The sequence below is a fragment of the Hyunsoonleella aquatilis genome (assembly GCF_014270105.1).
Lineage (GTDB): Bacteria > Bacteroidota > Bacteroidia > Flavobacteriales > Flavobacteriaceae > Jejuia > Jejuia aquatilis.
In genome coordinates this window covers 51,587-77,470 of sequence record NZ_JACNMF010000004.1, presented here as the reverse complement: position 1 = coordinate 77,470, position 25,884 = coordinate 51,587, and the positions used below count along the sequence as shown (strand labels likewise).

Sequence of the window (25,884 nt, the reverse complement as noted above, 5' to 3'; positions counted from 1 at the left end):
GTTTTTAAAATATACCCCAAATCTAGGTTTGGGGTATATCAGTTGGTCTTAATTCTAATTTAAGTCTCTATGAATTTTTGCTTCTCGTTGGCAATTAATCAATCAAAACTTTGTTGGTAATAGTACCATTTTCTGATGCCACAGAAATAACGTAAACACCCTTGTGAATCTGTCTTGTTTTAAATTCAAGGTAAGACTCGTCCATTTTGTCAGGTTGAGCCCTGAATACAGATTGACCAAGAATATTGAACATTTCCACAGTTTCAATATCAGTATGTTTTGGGTTATTTACTATAATACTTTCTTTTTCATTTGAAAAATAAACTTGCAGATTTAAATCTTCTACATCGTCAGTACTCAATGAAACATTACTTTGGAAAGTAATTTCAAAGCGTGAATTATACTCGCCTGGGCTTAACACTATGCTGAAGTCACTTTCTTTCAAATTATGATAGGTATCCAATTCTATATCGTGTACAAAAATGTCTTTACTAGCACTAATGTTTTCCAGGTTTTCAATTCTTATTGTGGCTAAGCCTTCTCTGTCTATTCTAACGCCAAAAGGGATAAATTGGTCCTCATCAAAGTTATCTAAAGCTTGGATTACCAGTTTGGAATTGTCCATGGTCCAGTACATATCCTCCCTATTATCCTCGTTTAAAAAGGCGTCGTAGCCGATATCAAAGGCTGTTGAGGCATTGTTATCCACGCCAACCAATAATTGACGGTGATAACCACCTGGCGAATCGAACATTAATCTAATTTTTTCTCTGGTATCCTCAGGCTGTGCCTTAGCAGCTGATTTAGATTTTCCCTTTTTAAAATGTGCCGAGCCTGTGTTGGAGCCTGAAACAAATTCCTTTTGGTAAGCTCTTTGGCTATTTCTAAACAGGAGGTTTCCGCCAACAATGGGCTGTGTGAGCCCGGCGATGCCTCCATCATCTACAGCGGATACGAAGAAACCTTGTCCAACTGCAATATATCTTTCGGGTAGTGTGGTTCCTGAAACATAAGTCGCATTAATTCTTGCATCCGTTGAAACGGCAACAGTGCCGCCCAAAAGCGTATAAACTGCATATCCACCTTGGTATTCAGCTAAAATATGGCTATTTACAGCAAAGTGATCCCAAAAATACAATGCGCCATTAATCACATTTGTGGTATTAGTTCCGCCATCTGTAGCGCTAATGTTGTCCAAAATGAATTGGTTGGCATCTAATGCTGAAGGGTAGGGGTTCCCGACTAAATATTCGTTATCTACAGTGATTGACAAACTGAAATCACCATTATTTGGTTGACCTTGAAAGATGTAGTTTTGGTCTGCGGTTAGCGTTCCTGGGCCTTTCATGGTGAAGCCTTCGCCTACTGACAAGGACCCTGTACTTCTAACATGTTGCCACTCGCTATATACATCATTTGGTCTGTTGGCGTATTTCCAAATCCAATAATCGGCGTTTTGAACCGGAGAACTTGTGCCATTATATCCGGAGGTAAGAAATCCAATATTGTTGAAAACATCAGTTACGTCATAGCTAGCATTACTTGTAGTAGATACTGGCGAAGACCAATAGTTATACAAATAGGTATTGGAATACCCTTGTTGGTCCCTTTCCAGGGTACCTGTACTTGCAGTATCAAAATCACTTTGATCCGTCTGTACTAATTGGGATTCTCCTTCTAAATCTAGCGTACCATCAATTCTTAAGTAATGCGTTACGGTCAGTCCAATACCAGTGTTTCCTACGGTATCTCCGTTTACTTGTAAATCACCACTATTAACAATCAAACCTTGAACGATACAATCTCGCGATCTGGCGGCTGTTGGGGACGAACCAAGATAGGTATCGTGGTTAATTTCCACAATATTCCAATCAATAGGGGTAACGCCATCAACAATAGAAAGTGAATTTGGTAAATTTTGATCCGCATTATTTAGCCAAGTTCCGGCAGCGTCCCATGATCCGGCCGCCTCAGTTTCATAAGGAAGTGGAGCAGTTTGGCGGTCCACAGTATTTAGGTTTCTTAGTGCGCCTTGGATATTGTTTCCTGAGATGTCATTTGTATTTGTATACGTATATACAGACATTGGGTAATACCCCGCAAGGTCGGTCCACGGCACCGCACTGATTTCACACTTCGAAATAGTCGTAGGAATCACATCTCCGTATTGAAGAGCAAGTGTTGCGTCATCCATAATTTCTTGGTTCATTACGTACCTTAGTTGGTCCACTGTTAAAGCGGTATCCCATACCCTAACTTCATCAATGTTACCCGCGAAATAATCAGTTGTATTTGGATCATATCCATCTGCCGCAGCAATTAAGAACTTTCGTGAAGTTGCTGTTGGTGCCGGCCATGAGGATGCACTAGTGTCCGCTACACCATCAATGTACAATGTAGCTGTACCACTATTATATATTACTGCAACATGGTGCCATTTGCTCTCGGGAATAGCTACAGAAGAGGTTAGGGTAGCCGCCCCGCCATTAATAGCGAATGACAATCTGCCTGAGCCGTCAATTCTTAAGTCGTAGCCTTCAGTAAAGGCGTTATCTCTTTTTGAAACAATTGAAGCATTTATAGCACCTACATCTCTTTTTATCCATGCAGAAATAGTAAAGTTGGATGTATTTAGGTCTAAGTTGTCATCCATATCAACATAATCCGAAGCACCGTCAAAATAAACAGAGCGTTCAACAATGACCTGAGGCGCATAACCGAAGGTTATATACTTTGTGCCATTGAAATCATAGTCGGTTTCAAGGTTGCCACTGCCGTCTGGCACCATTACCCTGTAATCTGCTGTAGGGTCAAATATGTTTGTATCGGAAATAAACATCAGATAACTTCCTGGAGGAGAAATATTTCTAATGGCATTTTGAGGCAATTTTACTTTACAAGAAGGAATATCCCCGCCAATTTCAACCACTTTCCAAATGCGTTGCATCCCGTCAAATGTCACTGGCGTTGAAAGACCTGCAATGCCTGCACTCATATCAACATTTACAGTAAATGGAGCACTGGTGATATCCGCACCATTATTACCCCAAACCAAGAATTGTCTGTCGGTAAATGTTGTGGTATTGGTTGTAATATTATCATTATTGGTATCATAGACATCTGTAAGTCCTATCGTTAAGAATCCGCTGGTTAACGTTGGGCCATAGGCATCCGTGCCGTCTGATTCAACATTCTGGCTTTTGGATTGCTTCTGGTTGAGTTCGGATGCGTCATCCCTACCAATGCCCGCTATATCATAATTATAACCAGTATTGGCGCTTGTATCCCAAATCACATTGCCTTGAGAATCGATATAGTCCACATCATTCTGCCTGTAATCCGTTAAGGTTGAAGTGGCGCGCTGTAAAGTGATACCATATTTTATGCCTAAATAACTTTGAATTTTCTGTTGATTCAAGGCAGAATTAGGAGCTTTATAAGAAATAACTTCACCCAACATACCATTGAGTTGAGAGGTAGTTCTACCTGCAATTCCACTTCGGCCAGTTCCTATTAGGAAGGACAAGTTGTCAAATTCGTAATAGTTTAGCGGCGTACCTGTTCCTGATGTTCCTGTTGTACCGGTAGTGTTATCAATTTGTTTACCGTTTTTATATATTTCTTTTGAAGTTCTTGCGCCATTGGCCTTAACGTTCAAAATCATAACATGATCAAAAGTGTCGCTTGAAGATGTAAATGCTCTACCGTATGAGTCCACACCTGGTGTACTACTGGTATTGGCATAGGCACCCATATTATGTGCTATCACTTCATTTACATACCTTCCTGTAGCACTACCAAATGATAATCCTGTGGGGTCCTCATGATAGTTGGCATCGTCGGAACGCCCACCAATAGAAAATTGTCTCCCCGGAGAAAAGGTACCTGTTTGTGTATCCACCACGTCATCACTTTTTACCACAACAAAGTAATCCTGGGAATGGAATCCTCCTTTACCGTTCATGTATTCGGTATTGTTGTTGTCAAAATCTGCGATTGGGTTAAAGTTGATATTTCGAGTGGCATTATCTCTGTAAATTGGTGCCAAAGTACTTGCGGCATTGGCATCTTCTTTGTCTAGGCTTGTATCATAAGCTTGGTCTTCCCAGCTGGTTAAAGCTGTGCCGTCTGATACTGAAATACCTTCATTGGCTTTTAACCACAGGCGTAGATTGGACGTGACATCTGCTGGCGCAACTGTTGCGTCGTTGAGCACTGTTGACGGATCCGCTTCTATCTTGAAATTATCAAATGCGACACCAACATCTGTACTAGAGCCATCACTTGAAAATTCTATTCTGAACCTCACATTGCTCTGGTTGGCAAAGGTGAGATCATCCAAATCCAAGGTAGCATTTTGAAAATGATTGTAAGCTCCTGAAAATGTTGGAGCAGAAGGTTTACTATCTCCGTTCCAGCCATCAGTGCCCAAAGCAGATGCATTATCTTCGTACCAGTTTGTGCCTGAGCCGGAAGCACCAAGAAGGGTGAATGGCCCGCCAGAGACTGAGTATAAAATTCGCATTCCATCAACATTGTCTTCGGTGTCGTATTCCAAATCTAAACTAAGCCTCAGGTTTTCTAAACCTGTAAAATCATATACGGGACTTTCAACAACAATATTGGTATTATTTACATAGCTATTGTAGCTGTTATTTCTCCAGAAACCACCCTCTGCAATTTCAAGAGTCACAGAAACTGGGTAGGCTGATGTCCAAACCCAACTATCATTTGTTGAGGTTATGATGGTCCACCCGCCGTTAGAAGCATCAAAACTTTCATAATACGCTGTATACTGTGGAGGTCCGTCTACACCGGTACCTTGAATATCGAAATTATATGGATTTTCGTCACTATCATCATTTGCTATGGTTATAGTGGCTGTTCTAAGTCCAGCTGCGCCGGGGTCAAAGGTGATTACAAATGTGGTTGAATTTCCAGGCGCAATAGTGCTTGATGGTATTGTGGTTACCGTAAAGTCGGCGGCATTGGTTCCTGTAATCGTAATATATGGCGAAATACCAACTAGATTTAAATCTAAAAGACCAGTATTGTTAATGGTAAAAGTATGGCCAAGTGTTGCGCCAACTGTATTTACATTTCCAAAGTCTGTATTATCCGCTACAATAGGTGTCACATCTCCGTCGGGGATTACAGTTCCGTTGCCCTCAATTTCTATTTCTGGACTTGGTACAACACCCGTTCCCTGAATGTCAAAAGTGTATGGGTTTTCATCGCTATCATCATTTGCAATAGAAACTGTAGCTGTCCTTAGCCCTAAAGCACTAGGGTCAAAAGTTATGGTGAACGTTGTGCTTCCAGTTGCACTTATTGGTGTTGATGGTGTTGCTGTAACGGTAAAATCTGCCGCGTGGGTACCCGTAATTGATATATAGGGGGAAGCACCGGTTAAATTAAGGTCAGCTGTGCCAGAATTCTCAATAGTAAATATATTGGCATCTGTTCCAGTCGCTACATCTACATCACCAAAATCAGTATCGTCGGTTGTGGATGGCGTAGTATCTCCGTCGCTTATCGATGTAGCATTTCCAACAATATTGATTTCGGGTTCAGGAGTTACATCTGCAAGTGCAAGGTCATCTACTGCAATGTCACTTTGATAATTGCTACCCGTGATGCCTTGTATTCTTAATTTGATGGTTTGTCCGATGTACGCGGCAAGGTTGATGGTAACAGAAATCCATGCATCGCCATTGGCAGTTTGTACCTGGCCGGTTTGAGTCCAAAGGTTTGTGCCATAGGTAGCACCTCCATCGGTGCTTACATCTATATTAAGGGTGCCCATATCGGCTCCATACATATGGTAGCTAAACGAGAATTCTGGATTAGCCACCCCCGTAAGGTCAAAACATGGGCTAAATAGATTGCTTGTATTATTAAAATTCGAAGAAGCTTCAGTATAAATATAGTAGGTGCCACCACCGGCAGCATTAGGGCCGGTTCCTGTGGAGCCCGTTCCTCCACTGTTTACAGTCCAGTTAAAATCATCGGCAGTATCTTGGATCCATGCACCGACTGTATTGGATTCAAAGTCTTCGGTATATGGGAAACTACTAACTGTTGAACTGCAAGGGTCAACTCCTGTGCCTTGAATATCAAAGGTATACGGATTTTCATCACTGTCGTCATTGGCAATGGTTATGGTAGCAGTTCTAATACCTGTGGCACTAGGGTCAAAGGTTATATCGAACGTGGTGGATCCGGCAATAGCCACTGGAGTGCTTGGATTTGCTGTTATTGAAAAATCTGCTGCATGGGTGCCTGATATTGTAACATATGGAGAAGTACCCGTTAGGTTTAAAGCTAAGTCTCCTGTGTTATTAATAGTAAAAGTATGGGTGTCGGTTGTTGTTCCTAAAGCAGTATTCACATTACCAAAGTCTGTATCGTCAGCAGTTGATGGCGTTGTGTCACCATCGTTTATAACTGTGCCATTACCTACGATTTCTATTTCAGGGCTGGGTGTTGTTCCCGTACCTTGAATGCTAAATGTATAAGGGTTTTCATTTGAATCATCATTTGCAATGCTTACTGATGCCGTTCTTAAGCCTAAAGCACTTGGGTTAAATGTAATGGTAAATGTAGTACTACCACTAGCGGCTATTGTGCTGGCAGGGGTAGCTGTCACTGTAAAATCGGCAGCGTGCGCCCCGGTTATACTAACCAAAGGTCCACCAGTAAGGTTAAGTGCTGCGGTTCCTAAGTTTTGAATGGTAAAGGTATTGGCATTCGTTCCTATTGTGATATCAACGTTGCCAAAGTCAGTATCATCGCTTACATCTGGAGTTGTGTCTCCATCGGCAATATTGGTCGCATTTCCCTGAATGTTGATTTCTGGAAAACTTCCTAGTGTAGCAGTCATCCCAACATTATCAATTGCGATATCTCCATCCCAACTCGCTCCTCTAACACCCCTAAATCTAATTTTTACGGTTTGGCCAACATAGGCTGCCAAATTTAAATTAACTTGATTATACGCTTGTCCATTTGATGTTTGGACTTGTCCTGTTTGAGACCATAATAAATTTGGGTAGGTACTACCGTTATCCGTGCTAAGTTCAACATGTAGAGAGCCGATGCTACCACCAAACATATGATACCAAAATGAGAAATTAGCTGCAATTGCACTTGTTAGATTAAAGCAGGGGCTTTCAAAGTTTGCTGTGTCCCCCGAAATTCTTGGAGAAGAGGTTTCAATATACATATACCACGTATCGCCTTGGCCAGTTGATGGTCCAGTGCCTGTAGAAGGTGTTCCTCCTGAGTCTCTAGACCAATCAAAGTTATCCCCTGTATCTTGTGTCCAGCCACCAACTCCAGTCTCAAAATTTTCTGAATAGGGAAATGTACTAATAGTGGACCCACATGTTTGTGAAAATCCATTAAATGAGAGCAATACACCTGATATAAGTATACCGACCCTTATTAAAAAAGTAATTTTTTTCATAAGAGGTTAAATTTAGCTTGGGACTAATTATTTAAGCACCAAATGTAGCGGATAACTCTATGAAATACAAAAATAATCGATGAAATGCAGTATTGGTAAATTAATTAGTTGATTATTAATGATTTATATTTTCGGGGTGGATAATAAAAAAGGGTGGATTTTATACAAATCCACCCTTTTTCAAAATCTCTTTTAAAATTAGAATTTCACTAATTTTCTTCTAAAGCTTTGTCCTGTTTTGATATTGGTAACTTTCACCAAATAGGTTGCTTGTTCCAGTTTGTTCAAGTCAACGACATCAATTTTGCCATTTCTACTGGTATACCTTCTCTCTATAACTTTTCTTCCATTTACATCAAATAGTTGAATGCTGAAGTCGCTATTGTTAAAGCTCAAAGGCACAGAAATACTTATGTTATCGGCAAACGGATTTGGAGTCATAGATATATCGGTAAGTTCTAATGTTTCTTCATCGGTTAATGTAGTTTGGTCGAAACCATCACAGTCTTGGTCAATACCATCATCTGTTATTTCTGGGGCACCAGGGTAAATGGTATTATCCCCGTCATCACAATCTGTATTGTCAGTGGAATACCCTGCAGGTGCCGTGGTCTCACACAAATCCACCGTTACTGTAGATCCGAAGCCATCACCATCATTGTCTTCGTAATAAGTAATCGGGCTGTTGATGGATCCGTTCGAGTCGTCACAGTCTGTATTGTTGTCACTATATCCGGCAGGGGCCGTTGACTCACAAAGCATTGCCGTAGTGGTCGATCCGAAACCGTCACCGTCCGCATCCACATAATAAAGTTGTGGCGTGTTCACGGTACCATCGGTATCGTCACAGTCTGTATTGTTGTCGCTATATCCGGCAGGGGCCGTTGACTCACAGAGCATAGCCGTAGTGGTCGATCCGAAACCGTCACCGTCCGCATCCACATAATAAAGTTGTGGCGTATTCACGGTACCATCGGTATCGTCACAGTCTGTATTGTTGTCGCTATATCCGGCAGGTGCGGAGGATTCGCAAAGCATTGCCGTAGTGGTCGATCCGAATCCGTCACCGTCAGCATCTACATAGTATTGTTGAGGCGTATTCACGGTACCATCGGTATCGTCACAGTCTGTATTGTTGTCGCTATATCCGGCAGGTGCTGTTGATTCACAAAGCATCGCCGTGGTAGTCGACCCGAATCCGTCACCGTCAGCATCAACGTAATAAAGTTGAGGTGTGTTCACGGAACCATCGGTATCGTCACAATCGGTGTTGTTCGTTGCATATCCGGCAGGTGCTGTTGATTCACAGAGCATCGCCGTAGTAGTCGACCCGAATCCGTCACCGTCAGCATCAACGTAATAAAGTTGAGGCGTGTTCACGGTACCATCGGTATCGTCACAATCGGTGTTGTTCGTTGCATATCCGGCAGGTGCTGTTGATTCACAGAGCATCGCCGTAGTAGTCGACCCGAATCCGTCACCGTCAGCATCTACATAGTATTGTTGAGGTGTGTTCACGGAACCATCGGTATCGTCACAATCGGTGTTGTTGTCACTATATCCGGCAGGTGCTGTTGATTCACAGAGCATCGCCGTAGTAGTCGACCCGAATCCGTCACCGTCCGCATCCACGTAGTATTGCTGTGGCGTGTTCACGGTACCGTCGGTATCGTCGCAATCGGTGTTGTTGTCACTATATCCGGCAGGTGCTGTTGATTCACAAAGCATTGCCGTGGTAGTCGATCCGAATCCGTCGCCGTCCGCATCCACATAGTATTGCTGTGGTGTATTCACGGTACCATCGGTATCGTCACAGTCTGTATTGTTGTCGCTATATCCGGCAGGTGCTGTTGATTCACAGAGCATCGCCGTAGTAGTTGAACCAAATCCGTCACCGTCAGCATCTACATAGTATTGTTGAGGCGTGTTCACGGTACCGTCGGTATCGTCACAATCGGTGTTGTTGTCGCTATATCCGGCAGGTGCTGTTGATTCACAGAGCATCGCCGTGGTCGTTGAACCAAAGCCGTCACCGTCAGCATCAACGTAATAAAGTTGAGGCGTGTTCACGGTACCATCGGTATCATCACAATCGGTGTTGTTGTCGCTATATCCGGCAGGCGCTGTTGATTCACAAAGCATCGCCGTAGTGGTCGATCCGAATCCGTCACCGTCCGCATCCACGTAGTATTGCTGAGGCGTGTTCACGGTACCATCGGTATCGTCACAATCACCAGATGTTGCTGTTAGTTCGGTTGCTGTATAATAATTTGTTGGACGCTCACAAACAGTGGTTGAGGTACCTTCGCTATACCCATCGCCGTCAGCATCTAAATACCAGGTCTGCCCTGGGAACTCGTTTGGATCGCCATCATCACAATCTGTATTGTCTGCTACATAACCTGCCGGTTGCGAGCCTGCAACCTGACTTACGCTTGGATCTCCAAAACCATCAGAGTCTGTATCTGCATACCAGGTTGTTGATGAAATAACATCTGCAGAAACATTAATATCGTCTATAGAGATATCACTCCTAAAACCTGAACCAGTTTCACCAAAGAAACGAATCTTAATAGTTTGCCCGTCATAAGCAGATAAATCAATAGTAGCTGGTTCCCATGGATCACTATTTCCAGAAGTCTGAGACGAAGGTGAGCCCAACTGGGTAAAAACGGTAACGTTGGAGGATTGAAAATTATCAGTACTAACAATTACGTAAAGATCTCCCATGGTAGAACCAAACATATGGTATTGGAAAGTCAATTGAGCATTTTCATAACCTGTAAAATTAAGGCATGGACTGGTTAAAAGTGCATCCATATCAGGATAGCCGGTTCCATTCCCAGAAGACTCCGTATAGGCATAGAAACTACCATCTACCGCTCCAGAAGGCCCGGTAACATCAGGAGATGTATTAGATGGTGTTAATCCAGAGATTCTTGTCCAATCAATATCATCGCTGGACTCTTGGACCCATAGGCCAAAACCACTTTCAAAGCTTTCAGCATAGGGGAATGCACTTACGACGTCATCACATGCTGAAGTTGTAAATACCGTTGAAGCTGTATACGCACTATTTGTTGAAGCAGTACACACCGTTCTCACTTGAACCTCGTATTCGGTTGCGGCCACAAGATTAGGAATATTGTAAAAATTTAAAGCTCTATCGCTGATATTTGTCCAAGTCGATGTGCCCGTTTCCCTAAATCTTAAATCATAATCGGAGCCCACAATCTCGTCCCAATTTATGGTGGCACTAGATGACGTAACATCATCTGCGGTCACGTTTGTTGGAGCCGTACAGGCTAATGTTGTAAAGTTTACGGTTGACGAATAAGATGAAGAGGAAGAGCTACAATCCGTTCTTACCTGAACGTCATACGTAGTATTTGGGTCTAGGTTGGGTATATTGTATGCATTGTCATCAAGATTGGAAACCGTAGTCCATGGGGATGTGCCATTTTCCCTATACCTAACATCGAAGGTTGCGCCGTCAATATCATCCCAAGTAATGTTAGCACTATCAATGAAAAGTTCAGAAGCCGTAATATTACTTGGAGCTACGCAGCCCAATGTAGTGAATAGTACAGAGGTACTGTAGGACGAATTACCACTACCAGGGCAACCCGTTCTCACTTGTACTTCGTATGTTGTAGCCTCGCTTAACCCTGAGATATTGTAAACAGGTTGATCTAAAACCAAGCTGGTACTTGAGGTAGAAGTCCAAGTTGAAGTTCCATTCTCTCTGTATCTTACATCATATGTAGCATCTGGGATATCGTCCCAATGTATTCTTACTGTAGAAAGCCCAATATCCGATGCTGTTATGTTGCTCGGAGGGTCACAAGCCAATGTTGAAAAATTAAATGTAGCACTATAGGCAGAATTTGTACTTGTGCCACATTGACTTCTTATTTCAACATCGTATGTCGTGCCGGGAGTTAAACCACTAAGTGCGTTGCTGTTGGTGTTAAAATCTGATACATTCGCCCATGTTGAAGTACCGTTAACTCTATATCTTAAATCATAGGTGTTGTTGAATACTTCGTCCCAATTAACAGTAGCTGCATCCGTTGTTATGTTCGATGCCGCGATGTTTGTAGGTACAGCGGTAGAACATCCAATGCCGATAACCTTAAAATCATCAAAGGTAAATCCTTCAAAATTTGCATTGATGTAAGAATCTTGTCGGTTTGAGGAATCGGTATGGAATACAAACCGAATAAATACGGAGCTATCCCCTAGGAATGCCGAATTTGTGGATGCATCAATAACTATTTCTTCCATACTCCATTTGTCTTGGGTATCTCCATCATACAATTGCTCACCATCAGGTTGGAAGTTTATATTTGTAGTACTCTTTTGAGAGTAGCGTGATCCGGTTTGGGAATCCTGATCTTCCGAACCAGGCTTGGTCAATCTTCCGCATAATGGAGTCCAGCCTGTGGAACCGTTTGCCGATGCCTCGATTTGAACATAGTCAAAGCTGCGCTCTAAATCCCACTTTCCGTAGAATTGAATCACTGCAGATTGAATGCCACTGAAGTTTAGGGTCCCATTATATTGCAACGTTTGGTTGTTAAGATTGTTAGAATAGGGAATAGAAGCGTTAGATCTGATTGCGGAGGCGTCATTGAAGCCATCTGTTACTGAAGACCACGATCCAGAACTGGTCCAATTACTGAAATTTGTTGGATCTAATGTCGATAATATTGTAGGTGTATATATTTTGGTAATGATAGTTTCATACAAAACATTATCGGAGGCGTAATCATTTGTAAGTACAACTTTAAATTGAATTTCGTCATTTGCCGCAATACCCCCGTCCAAAGTATAGCTGATATCCACAGTTTTTTGGGCTAAAATTTCAGAAGATGTGAAATTTTGGCTGGCACTTGCTGTGTTTATTGTAATATTGGGTGTAACGGCCGTAACGGTTACCGTAAAATTATTTGTATCTGGTGTTGTATCGTTACCATTTTGACCCAAGTTTTCAATGCCAAAGGTTAAGTTTCCAGATGTGCTAGTTATATCTGATTGGTTTAGGTCATGAAGCTTTGCATATTTCCCACTGAAATAAGCTGCCAAAAAATTAGCACGCATTGCGCGTTGGGCAATGGGCAAATAATTAGTTGGGTCTGGCCAAAACCCCCCATAAGTACCACCAGTGCCTTCTGAGCCGGCCCCATTTTCGGGTGTCCAAGATAAGGTGTGCTTTCCTGATCCTATGCCAGTTGGTGTACCATTGGCGCTAACGCCAGCGGGGCCACCTAGCATCCAGTCGTTCATATTACCACTGTTCAAACTGCTGATAGATGTACTTGGTCCGTAACCATAACGATTATAGAATGTCATGTCATGGTTGTACTTTGAGTATTCGTCCGGCCTTGGATTGTCTATATTTGTTCCTGCGTAGCCGTGAAGCATCACATTTTTAAATGAGTGGTGGTTTAGTGCTAATTTAAAATCATGCTGCATGAAGAAATCACGCATAATCTGTGTTTCATTCTCAGAAAATGGTCCTGAACCAGCATAAGTCGAACTACATGAGTTAGTAGTAGAAGCACCTCCATTACCCCAATAGTATGCAGAGTTTCTATTTAAATCGATGCCTTCATCGTAGGTGCCACATCCACCACTGGTATTTCTGTTTTTTCTTTGACCGCCACCTCCATTTGGGGCTACGGTTTCATTATAAACAAAACCATCTGGGTTAAAGACAGGGATAAAATACATCGCATGATTATTCACCAAGTTTTTAATGGCATCATCAGATTCATAATTTTCTAATAAGTACCACATATAGTAAAGCAACTGCATAATGGAAGCTGCTTCACGCGAATGAATTAAAGATTGGTAAAGTGTTTCTGGTTCGGCAGGCTCATCCATCTCCGGGTTGTCGGATATGCGAACAAACCACACTGTCCTGCCTTCAACCGTTAATTGATTAGTTGGTGACGCATTTTTTCTTGTAGAAATAAGATTTGGATATAACCTTTTCATGTCATCCAGCTCCTGTAAAACCATATCATAGGTAAGACAACCGCCAAAATGATTAGTTTCATTTGGATAGCTATCAGAATCATTTAAATTCCAGTTGTCAGGAACTTCCCAATTCATCTCATCGCATTCATCGTACTGTCCTAAGTTGTTAAGCAACTCATTGATTGTTAAAGACTTAGATGTTAGTTTGTTATTCTGTTTTAGCGCTAACTTTCCTCTTTTAAGACTTTTCTGCCTTTCCACTTCCGCTGTAGCCAGGGGCAAGTTTCTAATGGCCCTTTCACTATAAAACTTCGTCATATCGTCAATCAACACATTATATATCAAACCTTTGTTTTCTAATTGGTGCAACTGGTGTTCCGTCAGTTCTAATGTTAAATTATGATTATGAAGGATTGCGCCACAGGTCATATCGATACCTAGGGCATCAAGTTGTTCAATGGTCGATGAATTAATGTTTGAAATAGAAACTCTTTTAAGAATTTCCTGAGAGTGGGTTATCTGTGCTATTGTTAGCAAAAGAATACTTAGGAGAGTAATTTTTTTCATCAGATTTGGGATTATAATGAATTATTTAGGCACGAATATATAGAATTCTTGAGTAAATAATCTATAAAATGCAAAAAAAATCGATGAAATGCAATATAAATTAAATTTTATTGCTAGGATTTTTGTCTTGTTAAATTTGTTCTGGGTATGTTTTAACCAAAAAAAAAGCTCAATACGATTGTATTAAGCTTTTACTTTTTTCGTAGCGAGATCGAGATTTGAACTCGAGACCTCCGGGTTATGAATCCGACGCTCTAACCAACTGAGCTACCTCGCCATTTGTAATCCAAAATGGCTCTAACCTCCCGATAGCTATCGGGATGACTACCTCGCCATTTTGAGGTTGCAAATATAAAAACAAATATTACGTTCGCAAACATTCCCCAATCAAAATATTTTGAAAAATAATTGGATATCTTATGAATTAATGTATATTGAGCAACGCTAAATCTTATTATCATTTATGGACGACAAAGTTAAATTTGAACTGGAGTTTCCTATTCATGCTTCACCACAATTACTGTATCAATATATCTCTACGCCATCTGGTTTGCAGGAATGGTTTTCGGATAACGTTAACTCCCGAGGAGAGCTTTTTACCTTTATTTGGGACGATAGCGAGGAGCAGGCAAAGTTGCTGAGCAAAAAAAGTGGGGAACGCGTAAAGTTCAGATGGTTGGTTGATGAAGAGGAGGACCTGCAATGTTATTTCGAAATACGAATTCAGGTAGATGAAATCACCAAGGACGTATCTTTAATGGTCACCGATTTTGCTGATGATGATGAAATCGATGAGGCCAAAATGCTGTGGGAAAATCAAATTTCGGATCTAAAACATGTTCTAGGTTCAGTATAATAAAAGCCCATATAACCTTATATTTGTCCCGAATTTACTTCGGGATTTTTTATGACAAATTTTAACGGCACTATTTTAGAGGATACTACACATATTTCCATCAATAATAGGGGATATGCATACGGTGATGCGCTTTTTGAAACTATAAAAGTGGCCAATGGCAAACTGCTATTTTGGGAAGATCATTATTTTAGATTGATGGCCTCCATGCGGATAATGCGAATGGATATTCCTATGAACTTCACCATGGAATTTTTGGAAACTCAAATCCAATCCACTTTAGAAGCCAACGGACTTGAAAATGATAATTCTCGGGTGAAATTAACTGTGCACAGAAATGAAGGTGGGTTATACTTGCCCTTTCAAAATGCGATCGGTTTCAATATCAGTACAAAGCCTTTAGATAATGATGTTTTCATTCTTAACGATTTCAAATATGAGGTGGATTTGTTTAAGGATTATTATGTCGCGCCAACCTTACTTTCAACATTGAAAACTAATAACAAAGCGATTAACGTGGTGGGTAGTATTTTTGCCAATGAAAATGACCTTGATAATTGTTTGTTGCTGAATACTAATAAAATGGTTGTAGAAGCACTTAACGGCAATGTTTTTTTAGTAAAAGGCAATACCATAAAAACGGCTCCTTTGACAGACGGATGTTTAAAGGGTGTACTAAGGACCCAATTGCTTGCTATGGATAAAGGCTTAGGTGAATATAACATTGTTGAAGATTCCATTTCTCCGTTCGAACTGCAAAAAGCGGACGAACTGTTTATAACCAATGTGATTAAAGGTATTCAACCGATTTCGAAATATAGAAAGAAACAGTTTGAGAACAAAGTTGCTAAAATGCTATTAGAAAAGTTAAATACCAAGATAAGATTGGGCTAGTTGTAATTTGGGTTTTCGGGTGCGTTGGACCAAATACTGTATTCACCCCCAAGTTCGAGCATTTTTTCTTTCCAAAAAGATTCATAGTCCTTTTCAATAATGTTCTTTTCGTAAACATTCTCAGAAACCACCCACGAACTGGCCTTTAATTCATTTTCCAATTGATTGGCATCCCAACCCGAATAGCCTAGGAAAAACTTTATGTCATTTTCATTAATGGTGCTGTTGGCAATCAGCTCGGCCACCCTATTAAAATCCCCGCCCCAATAAATTCCTAAAGATATTTCTATACTATCGGGAATTAACTGTGGCACTTTATGGATAAAGTAGAGATTGTCCTGCTCCACCGGCCCGCCATTATACACTTTAAAAGAAGCTTCCACCTCCGGAATCAAATCGCTGATAGTATAGTCCAAAGGTTTGTTGAGGATAAATCCAATCGAACCATCGGCATTGTGGTCCGCCAATAATACAATCGAGCGATTGAAAGATACATCACCAATTATGGCCGGTTCAGCTATCAACAAATCCCCTTTTTTGGGCGTAGTGCTCGTCATGTGCTATGAATTAATAATTAAATCTAAGATTATTTTATGAATTATCCAACTTTTGAATGGTGCATAAAAAAATGCCTTCCCGTTAGGGAAGGCACTTTGCTATTATTTTGTTCTGTAAAAAAATTAGTTTACAGCGCTTGATAAATCAGATCCAGCCTTAAACTTAACCACGTTTTTAGCTTTGATTTTGATAGTCTCACCAGTTTGAGGGTTTCTTCCTTCTCTTGCAGATCTTTTAGAAACTGACCAAGAACCAAAACCAACTAAAGAAACTCTGTTACCTTTCTGTAATGCACCTTCTATTTCGATAAGTGCGCACTCTAAAGCCTTTTTAGCAGCTGCTTTAGTGATTCCTGCGTGTTCTGCCATTGCATCGATTAAATCTGTTTTGTTCATAATGTAAATTTTAAAATATTAATAAATTGGTTAAACTTTTTTCGTTAAATCCTCTACAAATTTATACGGATTATGCATTCATGCAAGTAATGGCAAGGGAAAAACGAGGTTTTGTTGATAACTTATAGCATTTGTTGATAAAGGATATGCATTTTAACGAATTTTTCACAATGTGAGTAAATATAAGGGCTTAGCGTACTTTGGCATTGCTTTCGACAGGATATCCGTTCAACAAGGATTTTGTGTCCATCAATTTCTTTCCGGGAAGCTTAATTTTTTGGATTTCGACATAGCCCTCGGCCACTGCCACTTTCAGTCCGTGCTTTGAAGTAATAATTGAACCTATGTCGTAATTGTGCGGTGCCATTGTTTTGGAGGCTTCGTAAATTTTAATATCTAAAAGGTCATCGCCGTTGATTAGTTCGCACCAAGCCGCGGGGTAGGGGCTCAGGCCCCTTATTTGATTGTAAATGCTATCAATATCATTTGTCCAATCAATTTTACAATTGTCCCTATTTAATTTATAAGCCGTTTTTAAATCATCGATTTCAAGTTGGGGTGTTGTAGTGACATCCCCTTTTTCTATGAGTTGAACCGTGTCTAAAACCAACTTACTTCCAAGATGCATCAATTTATCATGAAGGCTTCCTGCATTTTCTGTGGGTTCAATTTCTACTTCTTTCTGAAGAATCATTTCACCTGTATCAATTTTTTCGTCTATAAAAAAGGTGGAAACTCCAGTTTTGGTTTCTCCATTAATAATAGCCCAATTGATAGGCGCTGCCCCCCGGTAATTTGGTAATAGCGACGCATGAAGATTAAAGGTGCCATATTTAGGCATTTGCCATACTACTTTGGGCAACATTCTAAACGCTACTACAATTTGAAGATTGGCCTTAAGTGATTTTAACTCCTCGATAAAAGAGTCGCTCTTTAAATTTGTGGGTTGCAAAATGTGTAACCCTGCTTCCTTGGCATATTGCTTTACAGCACTCTCGTTGAGTTTTCGTCCGCGTCCGGCAGGTCTGTCTGGCGCTGTGATAACTCCAACTATGTTGCAGGTGGCTTCCACCAAAGTTTGCAGCGTAGCTACCGCAAAATCCGGAGTACCCATAAAAACAATTCTTAAATCCCTCATAAATGACTTAGTTTGTAAGTGTTTGATTTTGTTATACTAATAATTTTATGCTCCAATAGCAATTTTAGTGCCTCTTTTGTTTGATGGTCGGTACAGCCAATAATTTTAGTAATACGTCGTGATGGTTGCTCGCCCGATTCCAATAATTTAATAATTTGATGCCTTAAATCGTCGGAAGAAACGGTGGAGGATTTTGGTTTTCCCTTTGAACATACTGAACATGAGCCACAAGGCTTCAAACCCTTTTCGCCAAAATAATTGAGGAGTTGCATACTTTTGCACACCTCATTATTGTTGACATAGTTAATCATCGCCTTGATGCGTTCTTCCTTTATTTTGTTTTGCTGTTTGATGATTTTCGCAATTCGATTGATGGTTTTGTCGTCTTCACGCGGCTCGATGAAGGTGATTTGTGCATCGGTTTTCGAATGGTGCAAGGTAATGATGCCGTCCCTAGCTAATTGCTGTAATGTTTGAATCACTTTTTGCTCGGAAACAGAAGCTTTTTCAGCCATTTTTAAGGTGTGAATATCGATTTCATGGTCAAAAATGCCTCCGTAGGATCTCAAAATAGATTTTACTATTACTTCAAAATCCTTGTGATGCTCCAAATATTGAAAAATGGCATTGTTGCTTGATACAAACTGAACTAAAACCTTGTTTTTAAATCGATTGGAAAGGTTGATAATACTATTTCTGTCAAGTGCGGAAAGGGCATTATAGCAAAGCCTTCCGTCAAAATTATAGGTATTGCAAAACCGATTGAAATCAAAATCATGGGTGGTGTAATCGCCTTCACCATAAGATATTTGAAAGTAATTGCACAGTTTACGATACACCTGCTTGATGTAATCCACGGATGGTAATACTTTCAGAAACTGACCCTTAACTGTCAGCTCGTCACTATTATTTTTTAGCATCACGGCAAACGAAGTTTCGCCATTTCGACCGGCACGCCCTGCTTCCTGAAAATAGCTTTCGATGCTTTCGGGCAAATTTAAATGGATCACCGTCTTTACGTCTGGCTTGTCGATACCCATCCCAAATGCATTTGTTGCCACCATTACCTGCTTTTGGTTCTGCATCCAGGTGTTCATATTGCTGTTCTTTTCGTCAATATTCAAGCCACCGTGATAGAAAGTCGCGCTAATACCTTTTGTATTGAGCATCGTACTTATTTCCAAAGTAGATCGTCTATTTCTAACATATACAATGGACGATTCTTGATATTTCTTTAAAATGCTGATTAACCGATAATATTTGTCCTCTTCGTGCAAAACCATATAGCCTAAATTCGGTCTGGCAAAAGATTGCTTGAAGATTTTGGGGCTAATAAAATCCAACTCTTTGGATATGTCATCTACTACCTTTGGGATTGCCGTTGCCGTGAGTGCTACCATATTTACGGAGGGGTGCAAACGCCTCAGTTGTACAATATTTTTATAAGCCGGCCTAAAATCGTTGCCCCATTGCGATATACAATGCGCTTCATCCACTGCAATTAAATTGACGTTCATCTGTCGTATCCTATCCTGGACCAACTCTTGTTGCAAACGTTCGGGGGAGAGGTACAAAAATTTGTAATTTCCGTAAATGCAATTATCCAAAAGTGTGTCAATTTCATTTTTGGGAATACCGCTTGTTAAGGCAATCGCTTTAATGCCCTTGTCCTTTAGAGCTTGCACTTGGTCTTTCATCAAGGCTATAAGGGGCGAAATCACAATGCATACACCATCTTTAGCCAAAGCTGGAATTTGAAAGCAAAGCGATTTGCCACCACCTGTTGGCATCAGTACAAAAACGTCTTCGCCATCAATAACGGAATTAATAATGTCCTCCTGGTTTTCACGAAAAGAAGTGAATTTCCAGTAACGTTCCAATATATTTATGGGGTGCTGGTTCATTTTAAATGAAGCGTTTTTAAAATGAAGTCGGTTCTAGCTTCAACCGTTCCAAAAGGGACATCAATCGGTTTATAATTATATATGGAATAGGTGTTTAGCAAATGCTTATAAATCTCTTCGGATTGCTCAAAATTTTCATAGCGCTCATTGTCACTTTTATAGATGGCTCTCCATGGTTTTAAAATAAAAACAGTATCGTAAATGGACTGCTTTGTGACATCAACAAAATCTTTGGGAAAAGTATCGCCTACAAAATTCATATAGGCTAAAACATCGGGAATGCCCCTGTCAAAAAAAACAACTTCAGTTTCCAAGTGGTCGGCCTTCTTAAATTGTTTTATCCGCCCTTTTAAAAGCAACTCGCTGAACAATAAAGGGTTGGTCAAAAAAAGTTGGTCGACACCTTCCTTTTGTGCATCAAGTGTAATTTGCCTCGAAATTTCCTTGAAGCAAATATGGTTTCTAGCTTCAAGTTCATTGATAATAGAGGATTTTCCAGTTCCTGGGCCACCGGTGATAACAACTTTTTTTACCTTCAAAGTGAATTAAATTTGAATGTAAAATTCGGGATTTAATTGCTTTAAAAAAAATAGAAACTAAACGTTATATTTCTTCTGTAAAAAAACTAAATTTTGTCTTATATAAAAGTACAAAATTTAGTTTCACATCATTAACCCTGCCTTTGCCGGCAGGCAGGCGCTACGCTAGTCCATATAATTTTTTAATTTGGTTTCGATGAATTTTCAAATGAAAAAATTCATGTACTTTTGTAGCCTTAAAAGCAGGCTATGAGCACCTCTTCAAATCAGGATGAATTCTACAAAAAATTAAGGGCGCAGTTGTACGATACGGCGCTTTGGCCCAGTGAATATCTTTATAAATTCATTGTGAAGACAGATACTTCGGAAATAAAAAAAGTAGGTTCACTTTTTGATAATATGGGTGCGGTTATTACTACAACGGAGTCCAAAAACGGGAAATATACCAGCGTGTCCATCAATGTAAAAATGAAGGATCCGGATGCCGTAATTGGCAAGTACAAAGAGGTAGCCGAAAAAATCAAAGGGGTTATCAGCCTTTAGTTTTTTTTCGTATTTTGCACCCATACAACTTCATTGAATTTTAATACTACACTTTTATTGTGATTGACAATTTAGAATATAATACCGAGCGGGAGCATTTGATTATTCCCGAATATGGGCGTCATCTTCAAAAGATGATTAATTACGCCAAAAGCCAAGAAAGTAAAGAGGAACGTGAACGATTGGCCAAAGCTATCATTTCCGTAATGGGAAATTTACAGCCCCACTTAAGGGATGTGCCCGACTTTCAGCATAAATTATGGGATCAGTTATTTATCATGTCCAATTTTGAATTGGATGTGGATTCGCCGTTTCCGAAGCCTTCGAAAGAAGTGCTTTCTGAGCGCCCCGAACCTTTAAATTATCCCCAAAACCACCCGAAGTATCGTTTTTATGGTAATAATATCAAAACGATGATTGACGTGGCCAATACTTGGGAGGATGGTGAATTAAAGGAAGCCCTGGTATTTACCATTGCCAACCACATGAAAAAATGCTTTTTGAACTGGAATAAAGACACCGTTGAGGATGGCGTAATTTTCGACCATCTTTACGAACTTTCTAACGGTAAAATCGATTTGCGAAATTCTGAAGAGGATCTATCCGATTCCAGCAGTTTGATGCGCTCCAAAGGAAAGTATAGCAACAAAAAGAAAAAAGGGTCTAACCGCTCTAAAAGACGCCACTAAATCTATTTATGGGAACATTCAAAATTGAAGGAGGCCACCAGCTAAAGGGAAGCATTCAGCCTCAAGGTGCTAAAAATGAAGCCTTACAGGTTTTGTGCGCCGTTTTGCTCACGCCAGAAAAAGTTACCCTTAACAACATTCCGGATATTGTAGATGTTAATAAGCTGATCAGTTTGCTGAAAAAGCTTGGCGTTAAAGTTGAAAAAATCTCAAACGGCAAATATACTTTCCAGGCAGACGATTTGGACCTGAAATATTTGGAATCCGACCAGTTTAAAATTGATGGTCGTGGATTGCGAGGCTCCATAATGATTGTTGGGCCTTTGTTAGCGCGTTTTGGCCGTGGATATATCCCAAAACCAGGAGGTGATAAAATTGGTCGCCGTCGTTTGGATACCCATTTTGAGGGACTTATTAAATTAGGTGCAAAATTTGGCTACAGTAAAGAAGAACAGTTTTATGGTGTGGAGGCCAAAAAATTAAAAGGCACTTATATGCTTTTGGAAGAAGCCTCAGTTACAGGAACTGCAAACATTGTTATGGCTGCCGTTCTGGCCGAAGGACAAACTACTATTTACAACGCCGCCTGCGAACCCTATCTGCAGCAATTGTGCAAAATGCTCAATCGAATGGGAGCAAAAATTAGTGGGGTAGGTTCTAATTTACTAGTAATTGATGGTGTGGATAACCTTGGCGGGACCGAGCACACCATGCTTCCGGATATGATTGAAATAGGCAGTTGGATTGGACTTGCTGCTATGACCAAGAGTGAGCTTACCATTAAAAACGTGAGTTGGGATGATTTAGGCGTCATCCCCAATGTATTCAGAAAACTGGGCATCACGGTTGAAAAACAGGGGGATGATATACACATTCCAGCGCATACCAACGGTTATGAAATCCAAAGCTTTATTGATGGTTCCATCTTAACGATTGCAGATGCACCATGGCCCGGATTTACGCCTGACTTGTTGAGTATTATTTTGGTGGTAGCCACCCAGGCTCGGGGCAGTGTGCTGATCCATCAAAAAATGTTTGAAAGCCGTTTGTTCTTTGTGGATAAATTGATCGATATGGGAGCAAAAATTATTTTATGCGATCCGCACAGGGCAACTGTAATTGGACATGATTTTAAATCGACATTAAAGGCCACAACGATGACATCACCAGATATTAGGGCTGGCGTTTCGTTGTTAATTGCAGCATTGTCTGCAAAAGGTACATCTACCATTCAAAATATTGAGCAGATTGATCGTGGTTATGAAAACATCGATGAGCGTTTGCGTGCCATTGGCGCAAAAATTGAAAGGGTATAAATCCTATCTTTCAGTGTTTTCTGAGCAATCTTAGGGGACTTTTAGCTTTTTACAGCGGTTCGATTTAAATGTTACCCATTATTTGTTTATTTACCATAAGTTAAAAACCGAATTATGAGAAGCTTACTATTGTTTACCATTCTTGCCTTCACTTTATTACTGTCCTGCAACAAGAAAAAGGGCGCCGACAAGGTGGACCTTGTTCCGGAAATTGTAGAGCCAAAGCCTTCATTGGAAATACTATGGCAAACGGATTCATTGTTGACCACCTGCGAAGCTGTGCTTTACGACAAAACATCACAAACTATATTTGTAGCCAACGTGAATAATTCACCATGGGAAAAGGATAATAATGGTTTCATTTCTACTTTAAATACAAAAGGAGAGATTTTGGATTTGAAATGGGCCGAAGGGCTTAGTGGACCAAAAGGCATGGGGATTTTGAATGGTAAATTGTATGTTAGCGATATTGATGAGGTGGTAGAAATTGATATTGCCACAAAGACAATGACTGCACGGCATAAGGTGGATGGCTCACCACAATTAAATGACATCACAGTATCTAATAATGCTGTTTATGTTTCTGGCTCAAATAGTGACGGCATCTATCAAGTTGAGAATGGCGTCAAACTAATTGCAAAAGACAGTTTAGGAAGACTGAACGGTTTGCTTTACCAAGAAGAGGGAATATTCTATGCGGCTTCCAGGTCTCATAATTTTGGATTCTACAACCCAAAGGATAATTCATTTAAAACGTTGACTACCGAAATTGGTCATGGTGATGGTATAGTCCGGTTGGAAAATGGAGATTTTATAGTATCCAGTTGGCAGGGCGAGATTTTTTATATCAATCAAAAAGATTGGAGCAAAACCCAATTGCTGGATACTCGGGATAAAAAAATTAATGCGGCGGATATCGATTATATTCCGTCCACCCAAACTTTGTTAGTGCCCACCTTTTTTCATAATAGGGTGATGGCCTATAAATTGAAATTTGAGTAGCCGGATTTTAGTGTCTCCTATTTTATGGGAACATAAAATTCCGTTTTCAACTTTTCCTCGGCAACGCGGTCAGGGTGGCTTATGTAGCGTTCCCTAACAGGTTCGTCTCGTAATTCGTGTTCACTATCAAGAAGCCATTCGTTGAAAATGTGGTCATAGACTTCAGCAAAATATTTGTACGACCCTTGATACAGGAATACCGCAAACTTGCCACCTTTTAAAGTTTTTACCCCAATATCACCCGTCGGTTTGGCGTCTTTGTGAATAATGAGGCAAGCATCATATCTTATTTTGTCCTCATCGGTAACTTGGGGGTCGTCATGGGGCAATCCAATATGTTGAATCCCTTTGGTAAACAACTTTTGTGCTTTTACTTGTTCCCATAGTTTTTCCCAGGCTCCGGCATAATCTAAATTTTGATAAGCGCCTTGCATCCTTAAATAAAGGCATTTTTTGTCTTCAATTTCCTGAATTTTAGGGGTTTTGATGTTAAGTGTTGGTGTTTCCATAATATTCGATTTAATGATTGAGAATGATTTATTTTTTCGATATTCTGATGGCGAAATGCCCAAATGAGACTTGAACGCTTTTGAAAAAGAGGATGGCGTTTCAAAACCGACACTGTAAGCAATATTTTCTACTGGTTCATTGGAATATCTCAGTAGTTTAGCCCCCGTTTCAATCCTCATGCGCGAAATATATTTCCCGATAGGCTCCCCTAAAAGTGCCCGGCTTATGCGATGAAAATGAAACGGCGAAAAATGCGAAAGGTCCGCTAAGGTTTTAATATCAATCCTTTCTTCCAAATGATTATTGATGTACTCAATAATAACATTAAGGCGCTCGGCATAAAATGATTTGTTGTCCTGCTTTGGTTTCATCTTGAATTATCTTTCACAAATGTAAAAGATGTTTATGGGAATCACTTTTCCATTCTTGCGGAATACAGGTATGCCACAAGTGGAAGACAAAAAAAATAAAGTGTTAGGTAAACGGCTTAAACCCCGCAAAAATGGTATGCTTAAATGTGTCCCATTCCTCCCTCAATATCCCGTAACAACAAGTACTTCGTTTAAACCCGTCCAACATTAGTGTGTCTTTTCTCAAAATACCTTCAAGGGTAGCACCCAATTTTTCAACAGCTTTTCTTGAGCGCATGTTGCGTTCATCCACACGAAATTCAACTTTGTCAAACTTTAGGTTTTCAAAAGCATATTGCAACATTAAGAATTTCATTTCCCCGTTTAAGCCTGTGCCTTGAAACGTTTTGCCCATCCACGTCCAGCCGATATGTAGCACTTTATTGTTCCAATTAATGAGTCCAAAACGTGTACAACCCGCATACATCTGTTTTTCCTTGTCATAAATAATGAAAGGAATAGCGGTCTTATTTTTTTGGGCTTCCAATGCAGTTTTTACGTAAAGTTTTAAATCCTCAGGAGTATCAATTTTGCTGGGTGAATATTGTACCAGTTTGGGTTCCTTGGCAATTTCAATCAAATGATGATAATTGTTTAGGGTTAAGGGCGATAATTTTACACGGGTATTTTCAAGGGTAGCGGTCATTTCGTATTTTTACAAGCCTAAAAATAAAAAAGAATTCAATGCCATTACCCAAAGCAGACATCATCGAGCAATTTAATAAAATGAAGCAGGGCAATCTTATCGAACTGTTGGATATCGATATCGTTGACCTTGGGGAGGATTTTGTAATTGGTCGAATGCCCGTTACGCCAAAAGTGCATCAACCAGAAGGAGTGTTGCATGGTGGGGCTACTGTAGCTTTAGCCGAAACTATTGGCAGTTTTGCAGCCGAAATTTTAATGGATTTAGAGCAGGTGTTTGTGCGTGGCATAGAGATTTCAGCCAACCATTTAAAGGGGGTAAGAGAAGGTTATATTTACGCGAGGGCGAGCTATATACACAAAGGAAGAACCACGCAGTTGATGGAAATTAAAGTTACCGACGAGGCTGATAATCTCGTGTGCCTTTGTAAACTGACTACCATTTCATTACCAAGAAAAAAATAA

17 protein-coding genes and 1 tRNA gene are annotated in these 25,884 nt (G+C 40.3%); 7 read left to right on the top strand and 11 right to left on the bottom strand.

Annotated elements, in window-relative coordinates; genetic code table 11:
* Positions 1–94: 94 nt before the first annotated feature.
* The 4 genes from H7U19_RS12025 to H7U19_RS16985 all read right to left on the bottom strand — a co-directional run bounded on the left by H7U19_RS12025 (position 95) and on the right by H7U19_RS16985 (position 14,400).
* Complete coding sequence (locus H7U19_RS12025; RefSeq protein WP_186562718.1) at positions 95–7,468, bottom strand: choice-of-anchor D domain-containing protein; 7,374 nt, start codon at positions 7,466–7,468, stop codon at positions 95–97.
* Between the two features lie 198 nt (positions 7,469–7,666).
* The gene (locus H7U19_RS12020; protein WP_186562716.1) at positions 7,667–14,020 is read right to left on the bottom strand and encodes a M14 family zinc carboxypeptidase; all 6,354 of its coding nucleotides are present in this window, start codon (positions 14,018–14,020) and stop codon (positions 7,667–7,669) included.
* Positions 14,021–14,223: 203 nt separating this feature from the next.
* A tRNA-Met gene (locus H7U19_RS12015) sits at positions 14,224–14,297 on the bottom strand.
* Entirely contained in the window at positions 14,275–14,400 is a 126-nt protein-coding gene (locus H7U19_RS16985) for a hypothetical protein (protein ID WP_281386197.1), read from the bottom strand. The genes H7U19_RS12015 and H7U19_RS16985 overlap by 23 nt, the downstream gene beginning before the upstream one ends.
* 83 nt (positions 14,401–14,483) lie before the next feature.
* Here H7U19_RS16985 and H7U19_RS12010 point away from each other — a divergent pair, with 83 nt between their 5' ends.
* The gene (locus tag H7U19_RS12010) at positions 14,484–14,876 is read left to right on the top strand and encodes an START-like domain-containing protein (RefSeq protein ID WP_186562714.1); all 393 of its coding nucleotides are present in this window, start codon (positions 14,484–14,486) and stop codon (positions 14,874–14,876) included.
* A gap of 51 nt (positions 14,877–14,927) precedes the next feature.
* Positions 14,928–15,770 (top strand): aminotransferase class IV, encoded by an 843-nt coding sequence (locus tag H7U19_RS12005; protein WP_186562712.1) that lies wholly within the window; start codon positions 14,928–14,930, stop codon positions 15,768–15,770.
* On the opposite strand, the gene H7U19_RS12000 is transcribed toward H7U19_RS12005, so the two are convergent.
* From H7U19_RS12000 to H7U19_RS11980, 5 genes are all read right to left on the bottom strand, one after another.
* Positions 15,767–16,327, bottom strand: coding sequence for a YqgE/AlgH family protein (locus H7U19_RS12000; RefSeq protein WP_186562710.1), 561 nt, complete (start codon positions 16,325–16,327; stop codon positions 15,767–15,769). The two genes, H7U19_RS12005 and H7U19_RS12000, sit on opposite strands and share 4 nt — an antisense overlap.
* 123 nt (positions 16,328–16,450) lie before the next feature.
* Complete coding sequence (locus tag H7U19_RS11995) at positions 16,451–16,723, bottom strand: HU family DNA-binding protein (protein WP_092580684.1); 273 nt, start codon at positions 16,721–16,723, stop codon at positions 16,451–16,453.
* Between the two features lie 190 nt (positions 16,724–16,913).
* Positions 16,914–17,861 carry a methionyl-tRNA formyltransferase gene (gene fmt / locus H7U19_RS11990; protein WP_186562708.1) on the bottom strand — a complete coding sequence of 316 codons (948 nt, stop codon included), beginning with the start codon at positions 17,859–17,861 and terminating at the stop codon, positions 16,914–16,916.
* The gene (locus H7U19_RS11985; protein ID WP_186562706.1) at positions 17,858–19,765 is read right to left on the bottom strand and encodes a RecQ family ATP-dependent DNA helicase; all 1,908 of its coding nucleotides are present in this window, start codon (positions 19,763–19,765) and stop codon (positions 17,858–17,860) included. Before H7U19_RS11985 ends, fmt begins: the two co-directional genes overlap by 4 nt.
* Entirely contained in the window at positions 19,762–20,304 is a 543-nt protein-coding gene (locus H7U19_RS11980) for an AAA family ATPase (RefSeq protein WP_186562704.1), read from the bottom strand. The genes H7U19_RS11985 and H7U19_RS11980 overlap by 4 nt, the downstream gene beginning before the upstream one ends.
* Positions 20,305–20,553: 249 nt before the next feature.
* Here H7U19_RS11980 and H7U19_RS11975 point away from each other — a divergent pair, with 249 nt between their 5' ends.
* From H7U19_RS11975 to H7U19_RS11960, 4 genes are all read left to right on the top strand, one after another.
* On the top strand, positions 20,554–20,847 hold the full coding sequence (locus tag H7U19_RS11975; protein WP_186562702.1) for a DUF493 family protein: 294 nt from the start codon (positions 20,554–20,556) through the stop codon (positions 20,845–20,847).
* Between the two features lie 59 nt (positions 20,848–20,906).
* The gene (locus H7U19_RS11970) at positions 20,907–21,536 is read left to right on the top strand and encodes a DUF4290 domain-containing protein (RefSeq protein WP_186562700.1); all 630 of its coding nucleotides are present in this window, start codon (positions 20,907–20,909) and stop codon (positions 21,534–21,536) included.
* A gap of 8 nt (positions 21,537–21,544) precedes the next feature.
* Positions 21,545–22,852: a UDP-N-acetylglucosamine 1-carboxyvinyltransferase gene (murA, locus tag H7U19_RS11965; protein ID WP_186562698.1), complete on the top strand. Its 1,308-nt coding sequence runs from the start codon at positions 21,545–21,547 to the stop codon at positions 22,850–22,852.
* A gap of 114 nt (positions 22,853–22,966) precedes the next feature.
* The gene (locus H7U19_RS11960; protein ID WP_186562696.1) at positions 22,967–23,854 is read left to right on the top strand and encodes an NHL repeat-containing protein; all 888 of its coding nucleotides are present in this window, start codon (positions 22,967–22,969) and stop codon (positions 23,852–23,854) included.
* Between the two features lie 17 nt (positions 23,855–23,871).
* Here H7U19_RS11960 and H7U19_RS11955 read toward each other — a convergent pair whose 3' ends face one another.
* Positions 23,872–24,735: an AraC family transcriptional regulator gene (locus H7U19_RS11955; protein WP_186562695.1), complete on the bottom strand. Its 864-nt coding sequence runs from the start codon at positions 24,733–24,735 to the stop codon at positions 23,872–23,874.
* A gap of 103 nt (positions 24,736–24,838) precedes the next feature.
* On the bottom strand, positions 24,839–25,420 hold the full coding sequence (locus tag H7U19_RS11950; RefSeq protein ID WP_186562693.1) for a GNAT family N-acetyltransferase: 582 nt from the start codon (positions 25,418–25,420) through the stop codon (positions 24,839–24,841).
* Positions 25,421–25,458: 38 nt separating this feature from the next.
* Between H7U19_RS11950 and H7U19_RS11945 the strand changes: the two genes are divergently transcribed.
* Entirely contained in the window at positions 25,459–25,884 is a 426-nt protein-coding gene (locus H7U19_RS11945; RefSeq protein ID WP_186562691.1) for a hotdog fold thioesterase, read from the top strand.